Annotated in this window: 24 protein-coding genes; 16 read left to right on the forward strand and 8 right to left on the reverse strand. The window is 61.6% G+C overall.

The features are described 5' to 3' along the window. The 5 genes from D0Y60_RS06455 to D0Y60_RS06475 all read right to left on the reverse strand — a co-directional run bounded on the left by D0Y60_RS06455 (position 1) and on the right by D0Y60_RS06475 (position 5,441). Positions 1–888: a hypothetical protein gene (locus D0Y60_RS06455; RefSeq protein WP_147324497.1), complete on the reverse strand. Its 888-nt coding sequence runs from the start codon at positions 886–888 to the stop codon at positions 1–3. Between the two features lie 141 nt (positions 889–1,029). Next, positions 1,030–2,637 (reverse strand): 5-guanidino-2-oxopentanoate decarboxylase, encoded by a 1,608-nt coding sequence (locus D0Y60_RS06460; RefSeq protein ID WP_117367938.1) that lies wholly within the window; start codon positions 2,635–2,637, stop codon positions 1,030–1,032. After that, positions 2,634–3,824 (reverse strand): pyridoxal phosphate-dependent aminotransferase, encoded by a 1,191-nt coding sequence (locus tag D0Y60_RS06465; RefSeq protein WP_117367940.1) that lies wholly within the window; start codon positions 3,822–3,824, stop codon positions 2,634–2,636. The genes D0Y60_RS06460 and D0Y60_RS06465 overlap by 4 nt, the downstream gene beginning before the upstream one ends. A gap of 34 nt (positions 3,825–3,858) precedes the next feature. Further along, complete coding sequence (locus tag D0Y60_RS06470; protein ID WP_117367942.1) at positions 3,859–4,497, reverse strand: TetR family transcriptional regulator C-terminal domain-containing protein; 639 nt, start codon at positions 4,495–4,497, stop codon at positions 3,859–3,861. A gap of 65 nt (positions 4,498–4,562) precedes the next feature. Beyond that, positions 4,563–5,441, reverse strand: coding sequence for an arginine deiminase family protein (locus tag D0Y60_RS06475; protein WP_117367944.1), 879 nt, complete (start codon positions 5,439–5,441; stop codon positions 4,563–4,565). A gap of 213 nt (positions 5,442–5,654) precedes the next feature. Here D0Y60_RS06475 and D0Y60_RS06485 point away from each other — a divergent pair, with 213 nt between their 5' ends. The 13 genes from D0Y60_RS06485 to D0Y60_RS06545 all read left to right on the forward strand — a co-directional run bounded on the left by D0Y60_RS06485 (position 5,655) and on the right by D0Y60_RS06545 (position 15,291). Beyond that, positions 5,655–6,428 carry an ATP-binding cassette domain-containing protein gene (locus D0Y60_RS06485; RefSeq protein ID WP_117367948.1) on the forward strand — a complete coding sequence of 258 codons (774 nt, stop codon included), beginning with the start codon at positions 5,655–5,657 and terminating at the stop codon, positions 6,426–6,428. Between the two features lie 29 nt (positions 6,429–6,457). Next, on the forward strand, positions 6,458–7,240 hold the full coding sequence (locus D0Y60_RS06490) for a transporter substrate-binding domain-containing protein (protein WP_117367950.1): 783 nt from the start codon (positions 6,458–6,460) through the stop codon (positions 7,238–7,240). A 67-nt stretch (positions 7,241–7,307) separates the two neighbouring features. Further along, positions 7,308–8,036: an ABC transporter permease gene (locus D0Y60_RS06495; protein ID WP_117367952.1), complete on the forward strand. Its 729-nt coding sequence runs from the start codon at positions 7,308–7,310 to the stop codon at positions 8,034–8,036. Next, on the forward strand, positions 8,036–8,854 hold the full coding sequence (locus D0Y60_RS06500; RefSeq protein WP_117367954.1) for an ABC transporter permease subunit: 819 nt from the start codon (positions 8,036–8,038) through the stop codon (positions 8,852–8,854). The genes D0Y60_RS06495 and D0Y60_RS06500 overlap by 1 nt, the downstream gene beginning before the upstream one ends. A 1-nt stretch (position 8,855) precedes the next feature. Next, positions 8,856–10,025 carry a M20 aminoacylase family protein gene (locus D0Y60_RS06505; protein ID WP_117367956.1) on the forward strand — a complete coding sequence of 390 codons (1,170 nt, stop codon included), beginning with the start codon at positions 8,856–8,858 and terminating at the stop codon, positions 10,023–10,025. A 491-nt stretch (positions 10,026–10,516) separates the two neighbouring features. Next, on the forward strand, positions 10,517–10,765 hold the full coding sequence (locus D0Y60_RS06510; protein ID WP_117367958.1) for a hypothetical protein: 249 nt from the start codon (positions 10,517–10,519) through the stop codon (positions 10,763–10,765). Between the two features lie 74 nt (positions 10,766–10,839). Continuing rightward, positions 10,840–11,067 (forward strand): DUF680 domain-containing protein, encoded by a 228-nt coding sequence (locus tag D0Y60_RS06515; protein WP_117367960.1) that lies wholly within the window; start codon positions 10,840–10,842, stop codon positions 11,065–11,067. A gap of 75 nt (positions 11,068–11,142) precedes the next feature. Continuing rightward, positions 11,143–11,373 (forward strand): hypothetical protein, encoded by a 231-nt coding sequence (locus tag D0Y60_RS06520; RefSeq protein ID WP_117367962.1) that lies wholly within the window; start codon positions 11,143–11,145, stop codon positions 11,371–11,373. Between the two features lie 76 nt (positions 11,374–11,449). Beyond that, positions 11,450–11,680 (forward strand): hypothetical protein, encoded by a 231-nt coding sequence (locus D0Y60_RS06525; RefSeq protein ID WP_117367962.1) that lies wholly within the window; start codon positions 11,450–11,452, stop codon positions 11,678–11,680. A 76-nt stretch (positions 11,681–11,756) separates the two neighbouring features. Beyond that, on the forward strand, positions 11,757–11,987 hold the full coding sequence (locus D0Y60_RS06530; protein WP_117367964.1) for a hypothetical protein: 231 nt from the start codon (positions 11,757–11,759) through the stop codon (positions 11,985–11,987). 273 nt (positions 11,988–12,260) lie between these two features. Next, positions 12,261–13,673, forward strand: coding sequence for a cytochrome ubiquinol oxidase subunit I (locus D0Y60_RS06535; protein WP_117367966.1), 1,413 nt, complete (start codon positions 12,261–12,263; stop codon positions 13,671–13,673). Continuing rightward, positions 13,663–14,667 (forward strand): cytochrome d ubiquinol oxidase subunit II, encoded by a 1,005-nt coding sequence (cydB, locus tag D0Y60_RS06540; RefSeq protein ID WP_117367968.1) that lies wholly within the window; start codon positions 13,663–13,665, stop codon positions 14,665–14,667. The genes D0Y60_RS06535 and cydB overlap by 11 nt, the downstream gene beginning before the upstream one ends. Positions 14,668–14,991: 324 nt before the next feature. Further along, positions 14,992–15,291, forward strand: coding sequence for a chorismate mutase family protein (locus D0Y60_RS06545; RefSeq protein ID WP_117367970.1), 300 nt, complete (start codon positions 14,992–14,994; stop codon positions 15,289–15,291). 8 nt (positions 15,292–15,299) lie between these two features. Here the strand turns inward: D0Y60_RS06545 and galE are convergent, their stop codons facing one another. Continuing rightward, positions 15,300–16,292, reverse strand: coding sequence for a UDP-glucose 4-epimerase GalE (galE, locus tag D0Y60_RS06550; protein ID WP_117367972.1), 993 nt, complete (start codon positions 16,290–16,292; stop codon positions 15,300–15,302). 103 nt (positions 16,293–16,395) lie between these two features. On the opposite strand from galE, the gene D0Y60_RS06555 reads away from it, so the two are divergent. Beyond that, the gene (locus D0Y60_RS06555; protein WP_117367974.1) at positions 16,396–16,923 is read left to right on the forward strand and encodes an AAA family ATPase; all 528 of its coding nucleotides are present in this window, start codon (positions 16,396–16,398) and stop codon (positions 16,921–16,923) included. A gap of 6 nt (positions 16,924–16,929) precedes the next feature. On the opposite strand, the gene D0Y60_RS06560 is transcribed toward D0Y60_RS06555, so the two are convergent. Both D0Y60_RS06560 and D0Y60_RS24575 read right to left on the reverse strand, forming a co-directional pair. Beyond that, entirely contained in the window at positions 16,930–18,096 is a 1,167-nt protein-coding gene (locus D0Y60_RS06560; RefSeq protein ID WP_117367976.1) for a pyridoxal phosphate-dependent aminotransferase, read from the reverse strand. A 17-nt stretch (positions 18,097–18,113) separates the two neighbouring features. Then, on the reverse strand, positions 18,114–18,458 hold the full coding sequence (locus tag D0Y60_RS24575) for a hypothetical protein (protein ID WP_147324498.1): 345 nt from the start codon (positions 18,456–18,458) through the stop codon (positions 18,114–18,116). Positions 18,459–18,472: 14 nt separating this feature from the next. Between D0Y60_RS24575 and D0Y60_RS06565 the strand changes: the two genes are divergently transcribed. Both D0Y60_RS06565 and D0Y60_RS06570 read left to right on the forward strand, forming a co-directional pair. Beyond that, complete coding sequence (locus D0Y60_RS06565; RefSeq protein ID WP_117367978.1) at positions 18,473–19,411, forward strand: N-acetylneuraminate synthase family protein; 939 nt, start codon at positions 18,473–18,475, stop codon at positions 19,409–19,411. Continuing rightward, entirely contained in the window at positions 19,412–20,584 is a 1,173-nt protein-coding gene (locus D0Y60_RS06570; protein ID WP_117367980.1) for an acylneuraminate cytidylyltransferase, read from the forward strand. Positions 20,585–20,592 lie beyond the last annotated feature (8 nt).

Consider the following 20,592-nt stretch of genomic DNA (forward strand, 5'->3'; position numbering starts at 1 on the left):
TTACGTTGCCGGCCAGCCGTTGGCGCGGGCGTCTTCCAGTGTTGCGAGAAGCGCATCCTTTGGTGACAGGCCGAGCGTCTCGGATTGGCGCTGCAGCCAGCGCGCGTGCACCATGCGGATTTCGACAGGAATACGCGGCAGACCGAGTGCGAGCGCCACCGCCATGCGGTGCTTGCCGTTGGTGTGACGAACGAGCCGGCCATCCGCATCGATCGCAACACCGATGTCGCGTTCTGCGAAATCCTGCCAGAATGTGCGTGTCCAGCGGTGCCGACGGCCGGTCTGGCCGCGCAGGCCGAGATCGGAATGCGGCACGATACCGTTCTTTTCGATATCGGAGATCAGGGCGAGATAGTATTCAAAATAGCCGTCGAGCTTGTCGGCCGTGTCGAGTGCTATGCGGTTGCGGTGGACCGTTTCTCCCTTGGCGATCCGTTCGGCATATCGTTTGTAGCGCGGCCCTTCCTGGAAGTTTCTCCGGTACTTGCAAAGCTCGACGATCTCCGCATGGGAGTATGATTTGCTCACTGGAGCAAGAATGGCACGCCAGTCGCCTCCATCGAGGAAATGTGTGCCGATCCAGCGGATATGACCGTTGTCCACGACATAATCGAGCAGGCGCGTCGTGATGGCCTTGGGATCGACGGAAAAGAGAAGGGCATCGAAGAAATGGAAATGCGCCTGTGCGGCAGGCAAGGCATGGCCACCCTCTGCATCGAGGCGCTTTACCGCGCGATCGAATCGTCCGGAAAAATCGACATGGGCGGCCATGAGGTCATGGAGCGGCACCCAGTCGAGCGCGCGCCGTAGAAGCGTGGGATTGGGGGGGTGAATGCCGGCGGACGGCTTTTCGTACGCCTGCCCTGGGAATATCTGCTGTTCCGTCAACCCTCTACCCGGTCCGTTTTTGACCGTCAGCGCAGGATAAGGCAACGGCCGGGCATCCATGACAAATAAACGACGATTTGCAAAGAGCCGGCCGCCACAGGTTGCAGCGACGAAAACCCGCAGGAATTGTATGCGGCCGAATCAGGCGGTCGCACCCCTGGTTTTGGTCTGGTGGATTTCGAGCAGGCTCGGACCATTGCGACCGGCCGCCCGCTCCAGCGCGGCCGGCAGGTCCCTGACGTCTGCGATGGGCTCGGAGGGCACGCTGTAGGCTTTGCCTATAGCGATGAAATCGGGTGCGGAGGGTTTGACGCCCTCCGGCGTGATACCAGCATCGACCATATAGTTCTCGATCTCCTGGTAGCCGTCATTGTTCCAGACGAGGAAGATCACGCGGGCGCCTGCATCGGCGGCCGAGCCGATTTCCGACAACGAGAATTGCAGGCCGCCGTCGCCGACGAGGCAGATGATCGGCGCATCGGGTTCGGCCAGCGCCGCGCCGATGGCGGCCGGCGGGGCGAAGCCGAGGGCGCCATAGCCGGTCGCGGCATTGAACCAGCTGCGCGGCCGCGGTGCCGCGCAATAATAGTTGCCGGCATAGACGGCCTGGGTTGAGTCGCCGACGATGATCGCCTTGGGCAGCGTGCGGTAGATCGCGTCGATGACGCCGACTTCCGCCTGCATCTTCGGCGTCAGTTCGGCCCAGGAGCCTTTTCGCGCCGTCTCGGCGCGGGCGGCACCGTTGCTGATGACCTTGTGGCCTTCGAGAAAGCCGAGCATGCCGGCCGCCGCCGTCTTGGCGCTGGAGAAGATCGAGAGGCCCGATTGCGGCGTGCGGGCAAGCTGGGCGGCGTCGATATCGATGCGGATCAGCGAGCGCAGCCGCGGGAAACCGCCATCGACATTGATGTCGTAGTCGGTCGGTCCGAATTCCGTGCCGAAGGCGACGACGAGGTCGGCCTCGGACAGCAGGCGGCGCACGGATTTCATGCTGGGGCTGGCCGGCACGCAGAGCGGATGGCCGGCTAGCATGCCGCGCGCGTTGACCGTGGTGACGACGGGCGCGCCGATGCGCTCGGCAAGCCCCCGGATTTCCTCCTCCGCCGTGATCGCGCCGCCGCCGGCGAGGATGACGGGGCGCGAGGCATTGGTGCAGAGGATGGCCGCGCGTTGCAGCGTTTCGGCATCGGCGCGCGGGCGCGTCGCGACGGCGGCGGGGAAGTTCCCCGTCTCGATCGGCTTTGCCATCACGTCCGTCGGGATTTCGATATGGACAGGGCCGGGGCGGCCGGAAAGCAGCACGGCAAAGGCGCGCTCGACAACAAGCGACAGGTCGGCAGGGTTGAGCAGCGTGTGCGAATAGAGCGCCAGCGTCTTCATCATGCCCTGCTGGTCAGGCAGTTCATGCAAGAGGCCGCGGCCATGACCGAGCGAATCGCGCTTGTTGACACCCGAGATGACAAGCATCGGCACGGAATCCTGCCGGGCCTGCGCCATCGCGGTGATCGTGTTGGTGAGGCCGGGGCCGGTGATGACGAGCGCGACGCCCGGCTTGCCGGAGACGCGGGCATAACCGTCCGCCATGAAGCCGGCGCCCTGTTCGTGGCGCGGCGTGATGTGGCGGATTTTCGAGGCGGCAAGGCCACGATAAAGTTCGACGGTGTGAACGCCGGGAATGCCGAACACGACCTCGACGCCGTTGGCCTCCAAGAGATCGACGAGAACTTCGCCTACGGTTTTGGTGGTCATGCGCGGCGCTCCTTCGGCAGGGTGGATCGGGCGGCGAGTGCGGCGATGCGTCGGCAGGCCTCGTCGATATCGGCATCCGGCACGGTCAGGCTGAGGCGGACGAAGCCCTCCGCCTCGACGCCGAAGGAGGAACCGGGCATCACCGCGACCTCTTCCTCGCGCAAGAGCGCCCAAGCGAAATCCTCGCCGCTCATGCCTGTTCCGGACACGTCGACGACGATGAACATGCCGGCTTCCGGCGAAAGCGGCGTCAGGCCGGGCGCGCGCGACAGCGCTTCGGCGAATCGGGTGGAACGGGCCTGGTAGGTCCGGCGCATGGTGGCGGCGGTCGAGATCGGATTGTCGAGCGCGTAAGCCGTCATGTCAGCGATGAAAGGCTGACCGCCGAACAACATGGTCTCGGACACGGCAAGCAGGCGCGTGCAGAACTCTTTTGGGCCGACTGTCCAGCCGCTGCGGAAACCGGGCGCGGCATGGGATTTTGAGATGGAGGACACGACGATGGTGCGCTCGGCGAGATCGGCATTGTCGAAGGGCGATGCGAAGGCTGCACCGAAGACGAGCTGTTCGTAGACCTCGTCGCAGACGATCCAGAGGTCGTGCTTGCGGCAGACGGCGCCGATCTCGGCGATTTCCTGGGCGGTCAAGACGGCGCCCGTTGGATTGTGCGGCGTGTTGAGCAGCAACACGCGGCTTTCGGGCGTGATGGCGGCCTCAAGGTCGGCGGCCTTCATGTGAAAACCGTTTTCCGGGCGCAGCGGCACGGGGACCTGCACCGCGCCCGTCGCGCGGATGACGCCTTCATAGGTGGCATAGAGCGGATCGCCAACGAGCACGGCATCGCCCGCCTCGACGAGGCCGAGCATGACGGCGAAAAGCGCGGTCTGAGTGCCGGGGAAACACAGCACGTTTTCGGCGGTCACATCGCTGCGGCGCTTCTGGTATTTGCGCACGAGGGCATCGACGACAGAGGGCTCGCCGCGGCCGTTGGAATAGCGGTAGCGGCCGGCATGCATGGCGCGCACGGCCTCGGCCAGCAGGGCGGGATCCGGCGGCACGTCGGGCTCGCCGATGGTGAGCTCGATGATTGCCTTGCCCTCGCGCTTCATGCGTCGCGCCTCGGCGTGGATCGCCCATTTTTCCGAACCGAGGTTCTGAAGCCGGTCTGTGATGGACGCATAGCGCATGGCCGTTCTCCGCATTTGAAAATTTAAAGGGGGTTTAATGACCAGACGAGGGGGCGTCGACCGATCTCAGGCGTAATCCAAGCAAGGTTTCGATCGAGGTCAGGGCGATCTCGACCAGTTCGCTGTCGCCGAACAGTTCGCCGGCCAGGCAGCCTTCCAGCCAGAGACCGTCGAGCAGGCCGTTGATGGCGATCGCCAGCCTGCGGCAGCGTTCCGGCGAGGACTCCGCGCCGCGAACGGCGAGGAAATCGGCAAGCAGGTGTTCCAGCGTGTCGCGGAAGCTGAGGTAACCTTCACGGTGGATCGCGGCCAGTTCCGGATCGACGCTGACCCGGCTGATGAACGAGGCCCAGAGTGACAGGCTATGGCTGTTGGCGACCGGCTCCGTCAGGTTGATGATGATGAAGTCGCGCAGCCGCGTTTCCGCGTCGCCCGACACCCGCTCGGCCTTCTCGGTCAGCCGGGCGATGACGACGCGGTAAGCTTCCTGAAGGATATGCTCCTTCGACTGGAAATAGTGCCGGATCAGGCCCGCGGTGACGCCTGCCTTGATGGCGATCTGCCGGACCGTCGCGCCTTCCAGCCCGTATTCCGCGATGCAGTCGAGCGTTGCCTCGATCAGATCGTGACGGCGTTCGGCCTCGGGGGCGCGATGGAAGGTCCGGCGGGCCATATGGTCTCCTCTAGTTTCTACGCAGTTCCGGACGCAAAACCGCGCACACTTTTGCTGGAACTGCTTTAAGCCGCGCGGCGCAGCACCGGCCGCGTCAGGCAGGTCGGGCCGCCCTCGCAGGCGATGCACAGCGCATCGGCCTCGAAGGTCTGCACGGTGCAGCCGGCCGCTTCCATGGCTGCCTTCGTGGCCGGGAAGCCTTCCACCATGATGACCTCGTAGGGCTTCGTCGGCAGCACGTTGAGCGACAGGCCGTTGCTGGCGTGAAATTCGTCGGCCGGCGCTTCGATCAGCGTCACGCCGCGCTTCTTCAGGAGCTGGTAGAAGGCGGCAGGCAGGAGTGGCGCGAAGACCAGCGCGAGATTGTCGGCCAGCGGGCTCATGACGCTCATCAGATGCAGGCAAGCCTCTTCACCCTGCCAGAGCGGCAGGTCATAGGCGAGAACCGTCACGCCGTGGGGTGCCAGGATCGCGGAAATCTGGTCGATGCCTTCCTGGTTGGTGCGCACGCCGCGGCCGATGACCAGCGTCTTGGCGTCGAGCCAGATGCAGTCGCCGCCTTCGACGGTGCCGGTGCCCTCGATGCGGCCGAGGATCGGGATCTGGCGCTCGGCATAGGCTTTTTCGTGCAGTGCGGTTTCGGCCACGCGCAGCGGCTTGCCCATACGCAGCAGGATGGCGCCATGGTCGGACATCAGCGAGGGGTCATGGGTAAACATGGCATCGGCCAAGCCGTCGCCGTCGTCCTCCAGCCAGATGATCTCGGTGCCGGATTTCTCCACCATGTCCGCAAAGGCCTTGTACTGGTGCACGGCGCGCGCGCCATCGAAGGTCGGGCCGTAGTGCCACTTGGCGGGATCGGCGGCCGCGAGGCTGGAACCGGGGCGGCGCATGAGAACGCGCATCAGAGGGGCCGACATTTCCTGCGAACCGTAGGCGGTCATTCAATACTCCCAAGGAATTTTTGATCGAAGGCTGGTGCTGCCAGAAAAGTCAGCGACGACGCTATTATACGCTTGAACAATTTCTTAACAAGTGCCACGATGCAATCCACAGGACGAAACGACGGGCCGAAGATGCCCGCGGGAACGCTGAAAAACAGGGGAATTTGGCATGTGTCATGCATCGATTTTCCGTGCGCTGGAGATCTCTCCACGATGACGGAACGCGCCGAGGCTATCGCGGTCACGCAACTGCACAAGCGCTTCGGACCGCTCGAGGTTCTCAAGGGCGTATCGCTCACCGCGCATGAGGGCGACGTCATCGCCATCATCGGCGGATCGGGCTCGGGCAAGTCGACCTTCCTTCGCTGCATAAATATGCTGGAGTTGCCGAGCGCCGGCACGGTGACCATTCATGGCGAGACGATCGGCATGAAGAGCGACGGTCACGGCGGCATGATGCCTTCGGACCGCAAGCAGGTGCAGCGCCTGCGCTCGCGCCTCGGCATGGTCTTCCAGAGCTTCAATCTGTGGCAGCATATGACGATCCTCGAAAACGTCATCGAGGCGCCGGTGCATGTGCTCGGCGTCAGGAAGGACGAAGCGATCGAGCGGGCCGAAACGCTGCTGCGCCGCGTCGGTCTTCACGAGAAGCGCGATGCCTATCCGGCCTTCCTTTCCGGCGGCCAGCAGCAGCGCGCGGCGATTGCGCGTGCGCTCGCTATCCAGCCCCATGTCATGCTGTTCGACGAGCCCACCTCCGCGCTCGACCCGGAACTGGTGGGCGAGGTGCTGACCGTCATCGGCGATCTCGCCAAGGAAAAGCGCACCATGATCCTCGTCACGCACGAGATGAAGTTCGCGCGCAACGTGGCGAGCCACGTCGTGTTCCTGGCGAACGGCGTCATCGAGGAGCAGGGCCCGCCGGACGAGATTTTCGGCGCACCGAAATCGGAGCGGCTGAAGAAGTTCATCAGCTCCATCCACTGAGAAGCAAAAAAACCAACAGAGGGAAAATCATGAAGAGTGCCTTGAAGACAATCGCCCTTGCCGCCGTAATCGGCCTTTCGGCCATTTCGGGCGCCGCGGCCGAGCAGGTCCGCGTCGGTTTTGCCGCCGAGCCCTATCCGCCCTTCACCTCGCCGGACGCCTCGGGCAACTGGGAAGGCTGGGAAGTGGACTTCATGAAGGCGATCTGCGCGGAAGCGAAGCTCGACTGCGTCATCACGCCCGTCGCCTGGGACGGCATCATCCCGGCGCTGACCACCAGCAAGATCGACATGATCATCGGCTCCATGTCGATCACGGCGGAACGTCTGCAGACGATCGACTTCTCCGACAAGTACTACAACTCGCCTCCGGGCATCATTGGCGCCAAGGATGCGAAGTTCGACGCGACGCCGGAAGGTCTTGCCGGCAAGACGCTCGGCGTGCAGGTCGCGACCATCCACCAGGTCTATGCCAACAAGTATTTCGCGCCCGCCGGTGCGACGGTCAAGGAATACCAGACGCAGGATGAGGCCAACAACGACCTCGCCGCCGGCCGTATCGACGCCGTCCAGGCCGACTCGATTGCGCTCGGCGACTTCCTGAAGACCGAGCAGGGTTCGGCCTGCTGCGACATGAAGGGCACTGTGAAGGATGATCCGGAAATCCTCGGCCTCGGCGTCGGCGTCGGCCTGCGCAAGGGTGAGACGGAGCTGAAGGACAAGATCAATGCGGCCATCAAGGCGATCCGCGCCAATGGTACCTATGACGAATTCTCCAAGAAGTACTTCAACTTCGACATCTACGGCGGCTGATCGCGCGTCTGCCTGATGCCGGCGGCTTTTGCCGCCGGCCTTTCCCTTCGAACGGACTGAAAATCTCATGGCTGATGCCGGATCGCTGATCAACTGGAGCCTGCTTGCCCTCGAGCCGCCCGGATGGGGTGGCGTGATGCTGGCAGGGCTCTGGAACTCCATCCAGATCGCCATCGGCGGCTATGGGCTGGGCCTCATCCTCGGCACGGGCGGTGCCATGGGCAAGCTTTATGGCGGCCCTGTCACCAGGGACCTGCTAGAGGTCTACACGACGCTCGTGCGTGCTGTGCCCGAACTCGTGCTCATTCTCATTCTCTATTACGCCGGCACGGATGTACTGAACCAGATCTCCGCTGCTCTCGGCTGGGGACAGGTCGATATCAGCGGCCTTGCCGCCGGCATCTTCGTAATAGGCGTCGTGCAGGGCGCCTATTCCACCGAGGTCATCCGCGGCGCGATCAAGGCTGTGCCGGCCGGGCAGATCGAGGCGGCGCGCGCCTACGGCATGTCGCCCACCCAGATCATGCGCCGCATCACATTACCGGCCATGCTGCCGCACGCCATTCCCGGCCTCTCCAATCTCTGGCTCATCGCCACGAAGGATACGGCGCTGCTCGCGGTCGTCGGCTTCTCCGAACTTACATTGGTGACGCGCCAGGCGGCGGGCAGCACCAAGGCCTACCTTCTTTTCTTCTGCGCGGCGGGCGTGCTCTATCTGATGATCACGCTCGTATCCAACGTTCTGATCGGCTTCATCGAGCGCCACTACCGGCGCGGCATGACGAGGACGGCGTGATGACGGAGCAAACCGTTTCGGCGATGGCGCTGACCGAACTGCCCAGTAAGCAGAGCTTCTTCAAGCCGCACCGTATCGTGCTGATGGTGATCGCCGCGATCTTCGTGTTCTGCGTCATCTGGTTCATGCGCTGGGAATGGGTGCCAAAATATTCCGGTGCGCTGGCCTATGGCGTCGGCGTGACGCTGCTGATGCTGTTTGCCACCTCGATCCTCGGCTTCTTTCTCGCCGTGCCGATCGGCCTCGTGCAGGTGACGGGGCCGTGGCCGTTGAAAATGCTGGCCAAAGGGTTCTGCACCATCATCCGCGGCACGCCGCTGCTGCTTCAGCTCTGGCTGCTCTATTATGGCCTGGGTTCGCTGTTTCCGCAGTTCCCCGGTCTCCGCAGTTCGTTCCTCTGGCCCTATCTGCGTGAAGCCTGGCCCTATGGCGTGGCGGCATTGACCATTTCCTTCGCCGCCTATGAGGGTGAGGTGATGCGCGGCGCCTTTGCCGGCGTGCCACCGGGCGAACTGGAGGCTGCGCGCGCCTATGGCATGAGCCCCTTTACCATGTTCCGCCGCATCTGGCTGCCACGTGCCGTCTATCGTGCGCTGCCGACGTTGAACGGCGAAACCGTGCTGCAGCTGAAATCGACGCCGCTGGTCGCAACAATTACCGTGATCGACGTCTATGCCGTCATCTCCAAAGTGCGGCAGGCGACCTATCTGACCTATGAGCCGCTGCTGCTGCTCGCGCTCATCTATCTCTGCCTCACCGCCATTCTGGTCGTGGCCTTCCGCTATTTCGAAAGCAAAATCCCTTCACGTGGTGCCTGATATGTCCATTCATACGTCTCTTCAAAATTCCATGCCCGAAATGGTGGCGATCCGCCGCGACCTGCACGAACATCCCGAGCTCGGTCTCGAGGAGTTCCGCACCTCCGACGTCATTGCGCGCCATCTGGAAAGCTATGGATATAAAGTGACGCGCGGTCTCGCGACGACAGGCCTCGTCGCCACGCTCGTGAACGGCACCGGTCGCAAGTCCATCGGCATCCGCGCCGATATCGATGCTCTGCCGATCTTCGAGGAGACGGGTTTGCCCTATGCCAGCAAGACGCCCGGCAAGATGCATGCCTGTGGCCATGATGGTCACACAACCATGCTTCTGGGCGCGGCCAAGGCAATTGCCGAACGGCGCAATTTCGACGGCACCGTGCATCTGATCTTCCAGCCGGCCGAGGAAAATTTCGGCGGTGCCAGGATTATGGTCGAGGAGGGGCTGTTCGACCGCTTCCCCTGCGATGCCGTCTTCGGGCTGCACAACGAGCCGAATCTGCCCTTCGGCCAGTTCGCGCTGCGCGAAGGCCCGATCATGGCGGCGGTCGACGAGGCGCGCATCACGGTCAACGGCGTCGGCGGGCACGGGGCCGAGCCGCAGGAGACGCTGGACCCGATCGTCTGCGGCGCTTCCATCGTCATGGCGCTGCAAACCATCGTCTCGCGCAACATCCACCCGCTCGACCCGACGGTCGTGACGGTCGGTTCATTCCATTCGGGCTCGGCGAGCAACATCATCCCGAGCCGCGCGGAGATCGTGCTCGGCATCCGTTCCTTCGATCCGGGCGTGCGCGACGAGCTGGAGCGCCGCATCCGTCTCATTGCGGAGCGGCAGGCCGAAAGCTACGGCATGAGCGCCACGGTCAACTACCAGCGCTTCTACGACGCGACCATCAACCACAAGGCCGAGACCGATCTCGTGCGCGACCTGGCGATCCGTTTCGCCGGCGCCGACAAGGTGGTCGACCTCGAACGCCCCTTCATGGGCAGCGAGGATTTCGCCTATATGCTGAAGGAACGCCCCGGCACCTATTTCTTCCTGGGCGGCCGGAGCGGCGAAAACGACAAATCGCTGCATCACCCCGGCTATAACTTCAATGACGACCTGCTTCCGGTCGGCGCGGCCTTCTGGACGGAGCTTGCCGAGCACTATCTTCGGGCCGCTTGACCGATTTTTTGCAAGGGACCGGGTTTGTGCATCGCGAATCCGGTGCCGCTTGCAAGGGGTGGCGGGCCGTTTCGCCACCTTTTCGTCATTTTTCATGACCCGTCCGCCCACGAAACCTGCCTTCGGTGCCCGTGAAAAAGCACGCGGATGTGATCGATCGCGAGTTGCAAAACCTTGAAATTGCCGCTTGGCCTTCCTGTGCCACAATTCTTGACGAGGGATAAATACCCGCGTCTCAAGGTGATCGGCGGCGCATAAAAATATTAAAAATCAAAGAGATGGTCTGATTGTCCGGGCGGTTTGATACCCGTCGCCGGGCGCTTTTGCGTGCGCCTTGGCGCCGTTCAAAATGGCGCTTTGATCGTCAACGTTTCATTGACAATTAGTTTACCGCCCTCAAACTTGCGTACCATTTAATGAGGGTCCATATCAAAGGTGTCTTCAGGGGCAACCTCTTGGAGAGCATCGCAAGAACAAAAGGAAATACCACCATGAAGAAGCTCGTTGTTGCCACCGCCCTGCTCGCCCTTACGGCCGGATCCGCCTTCGCGGAAAATCCCTATGCAGGACGCACCGATGTCTTCACGTCAGGCCCGAAAGCCGGCCAGTCAATTACCGACCAGACGGTCACTTCTTCGGTTGGGCATATGGCACGCCCGGCCGCAACCGACGGCGTCGTCGATCACATCGACCCTGCTGCCAATCGCTACGGCGACGGCGCTCCCTACGCAAGCCGCTGAGCAAAACGTCAGAAACAAGCCCGGAGCGCGCCGGAAGGCCGACCGCTCCCCATCAGATAGGAAAGAGTAAGACCATGAACAAGTTCGCAATCGCCATCGCCGCCCTGTCGCTCTCTGCCGGTGCCGCTTTCGCCGAAAACCCCAACTTCGGCGCCAACGACTTCCCGCAGGGCCGCCAGGTCGCCGTCGATCACACCACCACGGCATCGATCAAGTCCGGCAACGCCGCAGAGCGCGCCGTCAGCAAGGACAGCGCGTCGGTTCTCCGCTACGGCGACGCCGCTCCCTACGCAAACCGTTAATCAAGGCCTCACACAGGCCCATCGCCGACCGGCAGGTCCGGTCGGCTAATCCTCCCAATTCGAAAGGTTAAGACCATGAACAAGTTCGCAATCGCCATCGCCGCCCTGTCGCTTTCCGCCGGTGCCGCCTTCGCTGAAAACCCCAACTTCGGCCGCACGGACCTCCAGGCCAGCCAGCCGGCTGTCGACCAGTCGATCACCGCATCGATCAAGTCGCACAAGGATGCAGCTTCCGCTGACAACCAGGAAGTCGCGCTTTCGTCCTCGACCCGCTACGGCGACGGCGCTCCCTACGCCGGCCGTTAATCGACGCCTCACACAGGCCCTTCGCCGACCGGCAGCTCCGGTCGGCTGATCCTCCCAAATCTGAAAGGTTAAGACCATGAACAAGTTTGCAATCGCCATCGCCGCCCTGTCGCTTTCCGCTGGCGCCGCCTTCGCTGAGAACCCCAACTTCGGCCGCACGGACCTCCAGGCCAGCCAGCCGGCTGTCGACCAGTCGATCACCGCATCGATCAAGTCGCACAAGGATGCAGCTTCCGCTGACAACCAGGAAGTCGCGCTTTCGTCCTCGACCCGCTACGGCGACGGCGCTCCCTACGCCGGCCGTTAATCGACGCCTCACATAGGCCCTTCGCCGACCGGCAGCTCCGGTCGGCTGATCCTCCCAAATTCGAAAGGTTAAGACCATGAACAAGTTTGCAATCGCCATCGCCGCCCTGTCGCTTTCCGCTGGCGCCGCCTTCGCTGAGAACCCGAATTTCGGCCGCACCGATGTTCAGCAGTATGGCCCGAACGCCGGCAAGCCGGTTATCGACCAGACCACCACGGCTTCGATCAGCAACAGCGGTCCGCAGGGCAAAGTCGATTACGTCGATCCGGCTGCCAACCGCTACGGCGACGCCGCACCGCGCCACTAACCGCGACGACCCGCGGCCATAGGCCAGGTCTGTTGCGAGGCGTCCCCTCTCTGCCTCGGGCCTGAAGACCGGCCTGTCAAACCTCCGCCGTTCCCCCCGGCGGAGGTTTTTTGTTACCGTGTGGCCGAGCGAAATGCCGCACGCGGGCGATTGTCGCGGTGCGGCAACGTGGGCGTGTGCGCCGAATTGACTTTTATCTGTTAGAAGCCGCATCCTTTGCGGCGGCCGCGGGCTTGAGAAGGCCGGCGACCGCCTGATGAAAGGACGTGGCCTATGTTCGAACAGTTGGACGCAACGCTGCTTGCCCGCTTCCAGTTTGCCTTTACCGTTTCCTTCCACATCGTCTTTCCGGCCTTCTCGATCGGGCTTGCGAGCTATCTCGCCGTGTTGGAAGGTCTGTGGCTCTGGACGAAGGACGAGGTCTATTTCGCGCTCTTCAATTTCTGGAAGACGATTTTTGCGCTCGCCTTTGGCATGGGTGTCGTGTCGGGCATCGTCATGTCCTATCAGTTTGGCACGAACTGGAGCGTCTTTTCTGACAAGGCCGGACCGGTCATCGGCCCCTTGATGGGCTATGAGGTGATGACGGCGTTCTTCCTGGAAGCGGGCTTCCTCGGTGTCATGCTGTTCGGCCTCAACCGCGTCGGCCCGAAGCTCCACTTCTTCGCCACGCTGATGGTCGCCCTGGGCACGCTGATCTCTGCCACCTGGATCCTTGCCGCCAATTCGTGGATGCAGACGCCGGCCGGCTTTTCCGTGAACGAGGTGGGACAGTTCGTTCCGACCGATTGGTGGGCAGTGATCTTCAACCCGTCCTTCCCCTATCGCCTCGTGCACATGGTGCTGGCCGCCTATCTCACCACCGCTCTCGTCGTCGGCGCGGTCGGCGCGTATCATCTGCTGCGCGGCGATGCGCCGAAGCGGGCGAAAAAGATGTTCTCCATGGCCATGTGGATGGCGGCCATCGTCGCACCCATTCAGATCTTTGCCGGAGACATGCACGGGCTCAACACGCTGGAGCACCAGCCGGTCAAGGTCATGGCGATGGAGGGGCACTACCAGAGCCACCCCGACGGCGCGCCGCTCATCCTCTTCGGCATTCCGAATTCTGCCGAGCAGCGGGTCGACTACGCCATCGAAATCCCGAAACTATCGAGTCTCATTTTGAAGCACGATCTGAATGCGCCGCTTGCCGGGCTCGATACGGTGTCGAGAGAACTGCAACCGCCCGTCGCCGTTGTCTTTTGGTCCTTCCGCATCATGGTGGCCATCGGCTTTGCGATGCTTGGCCTTGGACTCTGGTCGCTCTGGTGTCGCTGGCGCGGCACGCTCGGCGAGAACCGCTGGCTGCACCGCGCCGCCATCGCCATGGGGCCTGCCGGTTTCGTCGCCGTGCTTGCCGGATGGGTGACGACGGAAGTCGGCCGCCAGCCCTACACGGTCTATGGCCACCTGCTGACGGCCCAGTCCGTCGCGCCTATCGATGCACCGGCCGTGGCAACCTCGCTGATTGCCTTCATCATCGTCTATTTCCTCGTTTTCGGCGCTGGCACATTCTACATTTTGCGCCTGATGGGCCGGCTGCCGCGCGATCCGATGCCCGACCTTGCCGAAGGGCCGCTCCGTTCCACCGGCATCACGCCGGCCGCCGCACTCAGCAACGGGAGCCACCACCATGGCGCTTGATCTTCCCTTCATGTGGGCGGCCATCATCGCCTTTGCCGTGCTCGCCTATGTCATTCTCGACGGTTTCGATCTCGGCGTCGGCATCCTCTTTCCGTTCTTCAAGGAGAAACACGATCGCGACGTGATGATGAACTCCGTGGCGCCCGTCTGGGATGGTAACGAAACCTGGCTGGTGCTGGGCGGCGGCGGGCTGATGGCGGTGTTTCCGCTCGCCTATGCCACCATCCTGCCGGCACTCTACATGCCGCTGATCCTCATGCTGCTCGGCCTCATTTTCCGCGGCGTCGCCTTCGAATATCGCTGGCGTACCAAGCGCGGCGAATTCCTCTGGGACATCGCCTTTGCTGGCGGCTCCATGGTCGCTGCCTTCACGCAGGGCGTGGCGCTCGGCGCGCTGGTCCAGGGCATTCCCGTGGAAAACCGTGCCTATGCCGGTGGCTGGTGGGACTGGCTCACACCCTTTTCCATTGCGACCGGCCTTGCGCTCGTCATCGGCTATGCATTGCTTGGTGCCACCTGGCTGGTGATGAAGACCAGCGGTGACCTTGCCGCCCGTGCGCGCAGCCATGCCTTGAAGGCCGGTGTGGGAACGCTTGCGGCGATGGGTATCTTCAGTCTGTGGACACCCTTCCTCGAGCCGCTTTACTTCGAGCGCTGGTTCGGCTGGCCGACCTTGATCTTCAGCCTGCTCGTGCCGCTCCTCGTGCTCGGCTGCTTTACGCTTCTGGTGCACGGTCTGAGAACCGAGCACGATTCGCGCCCCTTCCTTGCGGCGCTCGGCCTTTTCGTGCTCGGCTTCGCCGGCATCGGCATCAGCTTTTACCCCTATATCGTGCCGGCCTCGCTGACGATCTGGCAGGCGGCGGCGCCCGAAGAGAGCCTGTCCTTCCTGCTGGTCGGCGCAATGGTGCTGATCCCGATGATCCTCGGCTATACCGTTTATGCCTATTGGGTGTTCCGCGGCAAAATCGATCCGGAAGAGGGCTATCACTGATGCCGGAGACCTCGACCGCCAGGAAGCTCCTGTGGTTCGTCGCCCTCTGGGTGGGAGGCGTTCTTGCGGTTACAGGGCTTGGATTGATTATTAAATTAGCGATCGGAACGTAACTTCACGTAACGTGACCGCATCCAGCTTCGCGCCAGCTTGTATGCCTAGGTTCCGCCTCGGCCAGCATGCAGGCCCGCAAGCGAAAGACAGGACCGCACCCTCCTTTTGCTTAACCCCCGGGCCTGCATGTGGCCTAGTGTCTCGCGACAGCGTGATGCCTTTCCCCCCGATCATTCCTCTGCTATCCGGGTCTCGCAAAAGGAGACCGGAATGGCGAAGACGGCTGAAGACTGCACGACGATGGCGGAAATCCGCGAAAACATCGACCGTGTCGACCAGGCACTGATGGCGCTCTTCGAGGAGCGCTGGAGTTTCATCCGCCGTGCCGCCGCGATTAAGGCGGGTCTGGGCATTCCCGCCGACGTGCCGGCGCGTGTGAAGGAAGTGCGCGACAACGCCAACCGGAATGCTCGCGCCCACGGCCTGGATGGCGACTTCTATGAACACATCTGGGCGCAGCTCATCCAGCATGCCATTGCGTATGAGAAGGCTGAGCTCGGCGAGAGCTGAGTGTCTTTTCAGATCTGGTTGCGCTTGCCGAGATGCTCTTCCCAATCGAGCGCCGTACGCAGGATGAAATCGAGGTCGTCATGCTGCGGCTGCCAGTTCAGCTCCGTCATCGCAATGGAGGGATTGGCGACGATCAGCACAGCATCGCCCGGGCGGCGGCCGGCAAACCGCACCGGGAAATCCTGGCCCGACACGGCCTTGACCTGTTTGAGCACCTCAAGCACCGAGAAACCCTTGCCATAGCCGCAATTGGCGACGATCGAGCCGCCGCCGGCGCGCATGCGCTGCAAAGCCTTGAGATGCGCGTTGGCAAGGTCGCTGACATGGATATAATCGCGGATGCAGGTGCCATCGGGTGTCGGATAATCCGTGCCATAGACGTCCATGCCGTCGCGCTTGCCAAGCGCGGCCTGGCTCGCCACCTTGATGAGGTGCGTGGCGCCCGCGCCGGACTGGCCGGTGCGGCCGCGCGGATCGGCGCCGGCGACGTTGAAATAGCGCAGCGCCGTGTAGGTGAAATCATGGGCGGCGGCGGTGTCGCGCAGCATGATCTCGGTCATCAGCTTGGAGGCGCCATAGGGTGATTCCGGGCGAAGGGCGGCGGTCTCCAGCACCGGCTCGGTGCCATCGGGCGTGCCGTAGACGGCCGCCGTCGAGGAGAAGACGAAATGCGGCACCTTGGCCGCCACGGCCGCCGCGATCAGCGCCCGTGACTTGACGGTGTTGTTCTCGTAGTAGGAGAGGGGATCGGCGACCGATTCCGGCACGATGATAGAGCCGGCGAAATGGATGATCGCGTCGATGCTGTTTTCGCCGAAGATGGTGGACAAGAGTGCGGTGTCCGCAATGTCGCCTTCGTAGAAGCGCGCCTCGGGCGCGACCGCCCAACGGAAACCGGTAGAAAGCCGGTCCAGCACCACCACCTCTTCGCCGGCGTCAACCAGCGCCCAGACCATATGGCTGCCGATATAACCCGCGCCACCCGTTACCAGAACCGCCATGTCATCCCCCGAATCGCTCGAATTTCGCGCATATCAGCGCGCTCGAAGACAAGACGCAACCGCAATTGCGCCTGCGTGTTCCTCCTGTCAGAAAGACAAGGCCATGTCCGACCGTTTTATCGTTCTTTCCGGCTGTTCCGGTGGTGGAAAGTCCACACTGTTGGAGGAACTCAGCCGACGCGGTCATGCGACGGTGGAGGAACCCGGCCGCCGCATCGTACAGGAGGAGCTGGCAACGGATGGTGAGGCCTTACCCTGGCGCGATCTTGCGGCCTTCGCGCGCCGCGCTATCGTCATGGCATTGGCCGACCGGAAGGCGATGCGGGATCACCCAGGCCCGGTCTTTTTCGATCGCGGGCTGATCGATGCCGCTTCGGCACTGGAGGCCCATTCGGGCGAGCCGGTCCTGGCCCCGCTTGCCACGCAGCACCGCTACAACGCTAGCGTTTTCCTCACGCCGCCGTGGCCCGAAATCTATACTGGCGATCCGGAGCGTCGCCATGGCTTTGAGGCCGCACGCGCCGAATACGAGCGGCTTGAAAAGGTTTACCAGGCGCTCGGCTATGAGACGATCATCCTGCCGAAAGTATCGGTGGCCGAGCGGGCGGATTTCGTGCTCGCCCGGCTATGAGGAGCCTCAGCGCGCCGCGATATAGCCAGCGAGCCGGTCGGCGGCTTCGGCGATCTGCTCGGGATCGCGCAGGAAGCAGGCACGCATGAAGAGTTCGCCGCCGGGACCGAAGGCCGTTCCGGGCGCCAGACCGACATTGGTGCGATCGACGATGTCGATAGCCGCACGGCGCGAATCCGTCACGCCGTCGATCTTCAGGAAGGCATAGAGCGCACCATCCGGCTTCAGCGTCTCGACCCGGTTGGTAGCGATCAGGGCATCGCAGAACACATCCCGGTTCTTCGTCGCCTTGTCGATATTCGCCTGCAGGAAAGCATCACCCTCGTCGAGCGCCACGATGGCACCCTGCTGCAGGAACTGCGGCACGCCGGAGGTGGAATACTGGATGAGATTTTCCAGCACCTGGCCCATTTCGGGCGGCGCGACGATCCAGCCGACGCGCCAGCCGGTCATTGACCAGTTCTTCGAGAAGGAATTGACGAAGACGACCCTGTCGCCGTCTTCCATCACATCGAGAAAGGACGGCGCTCTCTCTCCGGCGTAATGATAAAGCGCATAGATCTCGTCGGCCATGATCCAGAGATCATGACGGCGCGCGATGGTGAGAAGGTTCTTCAGGTCCGCGCGCGATGCCGTCCAACCGGTCGGGTTCGAGGGCGTGTTGATGAAGAGCACGCGCGTCTTCGGCGTGATCGCCGCCTCGACACGATCGAGATCGACCTGCCAGCGTCCGCCGGTGAAATCGAGCATCACGGCGATGGGATTGGCCCCCGAAAGCTCGGCCGCCGCCGCAAAATTCGGCCAGGCCGGTGTCAGATAGACCATGTCGTCGCCAGGCGAGACGAGTGCCTGGATCGCAAGCGTGATCGCCTGCATGCCGGACCCTACGACATAAAAATGCTCCGCCGGCAACGCCGCTCCGAAACGCCGTGCATAATAGCGCGACAAGGCAGCCCGAAGGTCCGGTATCCCCCGTTGCCAGGTATAGAAGGTCTCGCCGCGCAACAGCGCGTCCGAGGCTGCGCGCGCGATGAAGTCGGGCGTGGGCAAATCCCCTTCGCCCACCCAGAGCGGAATGAGACCGTCCCGACCGCGCGCATAATTCACGACTTCGACGATCCCGCTTTCGGGCGCCCGAAGGGAGCGGGGGCTGAGGGTGTCGATGACGGTCATGAGATGTTCTCCAATATTCAGATGCCAACCATGAACGAGCACCAGCTGAAAATCCAAAGCGTTTCACGAATTTGATGCTTGCGCCTTTTTCTAAGCATCTGACGATTATTATCTTTTCCCGACGCGGGCAACTCGATTGCCATCGGTAGCGATCGTCCGTTATGACGGCGCCCTAAATTTGCCCAGTAAGTGAAATTGTTATCTTTGTGAGCGGCAATATTCAAATTGTTTGCCGATCGCGCAGGACGTTGCATTGCAATCGGGAAATCTATAGGAGTACGAGCCACTCCGCCGGGGCACCGTATCTGGCGCCGAGAGGCATAGAGTTGCTGTGCGCATAGCTGCACGGTTTTAAGTTTCACGCTAGGAATCCGAGATGACAGAGCAGAAAGAAATCAAGGTTATCGCCGAAATCGGCTGCAATCATTTGGGTGATATGGATATCGCCAAGGAGCTTATACGGGTGGCTGCCAAAGTTTGCGGCGCACACGTCGCAAAGTTCCAGAAGCGTCATAACCGTGAGCTACTTACGCCTGAGGAGTATGATGCGCCTCATCCGGTTCCCGCCAACGCTTATGGCAAAACTTACGGCGAGCATCGTGAGTATCTCGAATTTTCCGTGGGCCAACACAGGGAGTTGCAGGAAGAGTGCCGTGCCATGGGCATCGACTACTCGACCTCGGTTTGGGATTTGACCTCGGCGCAAGAAATCACGACTCTCCAGCCTAATCTCATCAAGTTGCCGTCAGCAACTAACCAGCACTATATTTTGCAGGATTATCTCTGCAAGAATTACGACGGCGAAATCCATGTCTCGACCGGCATGACAACGCACGACGAGACGGATCGGCTGGTGAAGTTTTACGAAGATCGTGGCCGTGCAAAAGACCTCGTGCTGTACGCTTGCACCTCTGGCTACCCTGTCGCCTTTAATGATATTTGCGTCCTCGAAATCAACCGGCTTCAAGAACGCTATGGCGATCGCGTGAAGTCCATCGGCTTCTCGGGACATCATCTTGGTATCGCTGCCGATATCGCCGCTATGACTGCCGGCCTCATCGGCCGTAACATCTATGGTCGCGGTGAGTTCGAATATGTCGAGCGCCACTTCACGCTAGATCGTACATGGAAGGGCACGGACCATGCCGCCAGCCTTGAGCCTGATGGTATGCGCCGCCTTTGCCGCGACCTCAAGAATGTCCGTCTCGCAGTTGCTTATAAAGAATCGGAAATGCTTGATGTGGAGCTTGTTCAGCGTAATAAGTTGAAATGGCGTGAAGAAAAGCACGGCGCCCAGATTCGGCAAGTTTCCTAAATGCAGGTAGTAGCGGTTATTCCGGCACGGGGGGGCTCTGTTGGTCTCCCCGGAAAAAATATCAAACCACTGAACGGAATCCCCCTGCTGGGGCGATCGGTTCTGGCTGCTGTTGGCTCTAAACTTATTTCTCAAGTTTATGTCTCGTCTGATTCCGAGGCTATCCTATCTGTTGGGAAAGAGTTTGGTGCATCGGCGATTGTGCGCCCAAATGACATCTCCGGTTCTCAGGCTAGTTCCGAATCCGCTCTCGTTCATGCTTTACGGTATGTACAAGACACTGCAGGCGCGCTTCCAGATGTCCTAGTGTTTTTGCAATGCACCTCGCCGTTTACAACAAGTGAACAAATTGACGAACTGGTGAGGCAGCTTGTCGAAAAGCGCGCTGACAGCGCGTTCAGCGCTGTTGAAGATCACGGATTCATCTGGGAGATCGCTCCAGATGGTACTGCTTCGGGCATCACGCACGATCACACCAAACCTCGCAAGCGTCGACAGGACATGACGCCTCGATATCGAGAAAACGGCGCTATATATGCGATGCGCGTATCGTCTTTTCTTGAAAGCGAGAATCGCTTTTGCGGAAAAACAATTTTAGTGCCAACCGAAATGCTTCCTGTCGAGATCGATACGCCCGATGACTGGTCCGTGGCGGAGGTTTTTGCGCAGTTGCACGATAGCTCTCGGATTCGTGGCCGCGTGGAAAGAATAAAGGCGCTTGTTACCGATTTTGATGGTGTTCATACCGACGACCGCGTCCTCGTTCACCAGGATGGATCCGAATCCGTGTACTGTAGCCGAAGCGACGGCATGGGTATCGAAATGCTCAGGCGTAAAGGGCTTAAACTCCTTATCCTTTCCAAGGAGAAGAATCCGGTAGTCCGCGCACGGGCGGAAAAACTCAACATGGCAGTTCAACACCACGTTGAGGATAAGCTCAGCGCTCTTGAGGTCTGGCGCATGGGTTCGATGCTGGCATGGTCGGAGGTCGCTTACATCGGTAATGATATTAACGACATCGAATGCATGAAAGCGTGTGGTCTCAGTTTCTGCCCTTCTGATGCTCATCCAAGTATTAAAAAGATAGCCGACGTCATACTGAACCACGCGGGTGGAAAAGGCGCACTGCGAGAACTGAGCGAATATCTGCTTGCCAATGATCATATAGCTTAGGAGCACGC

This window comes from Shinella sp. WSJ-2 (assembly GCF_003432075.1).
In the GTDB taxonomy this organism is placed as follows: Bacteria; Pseudomonadota; Alphaproteobacteria; order Rhizobiales; family Rhizobiaceae; genus Shinella.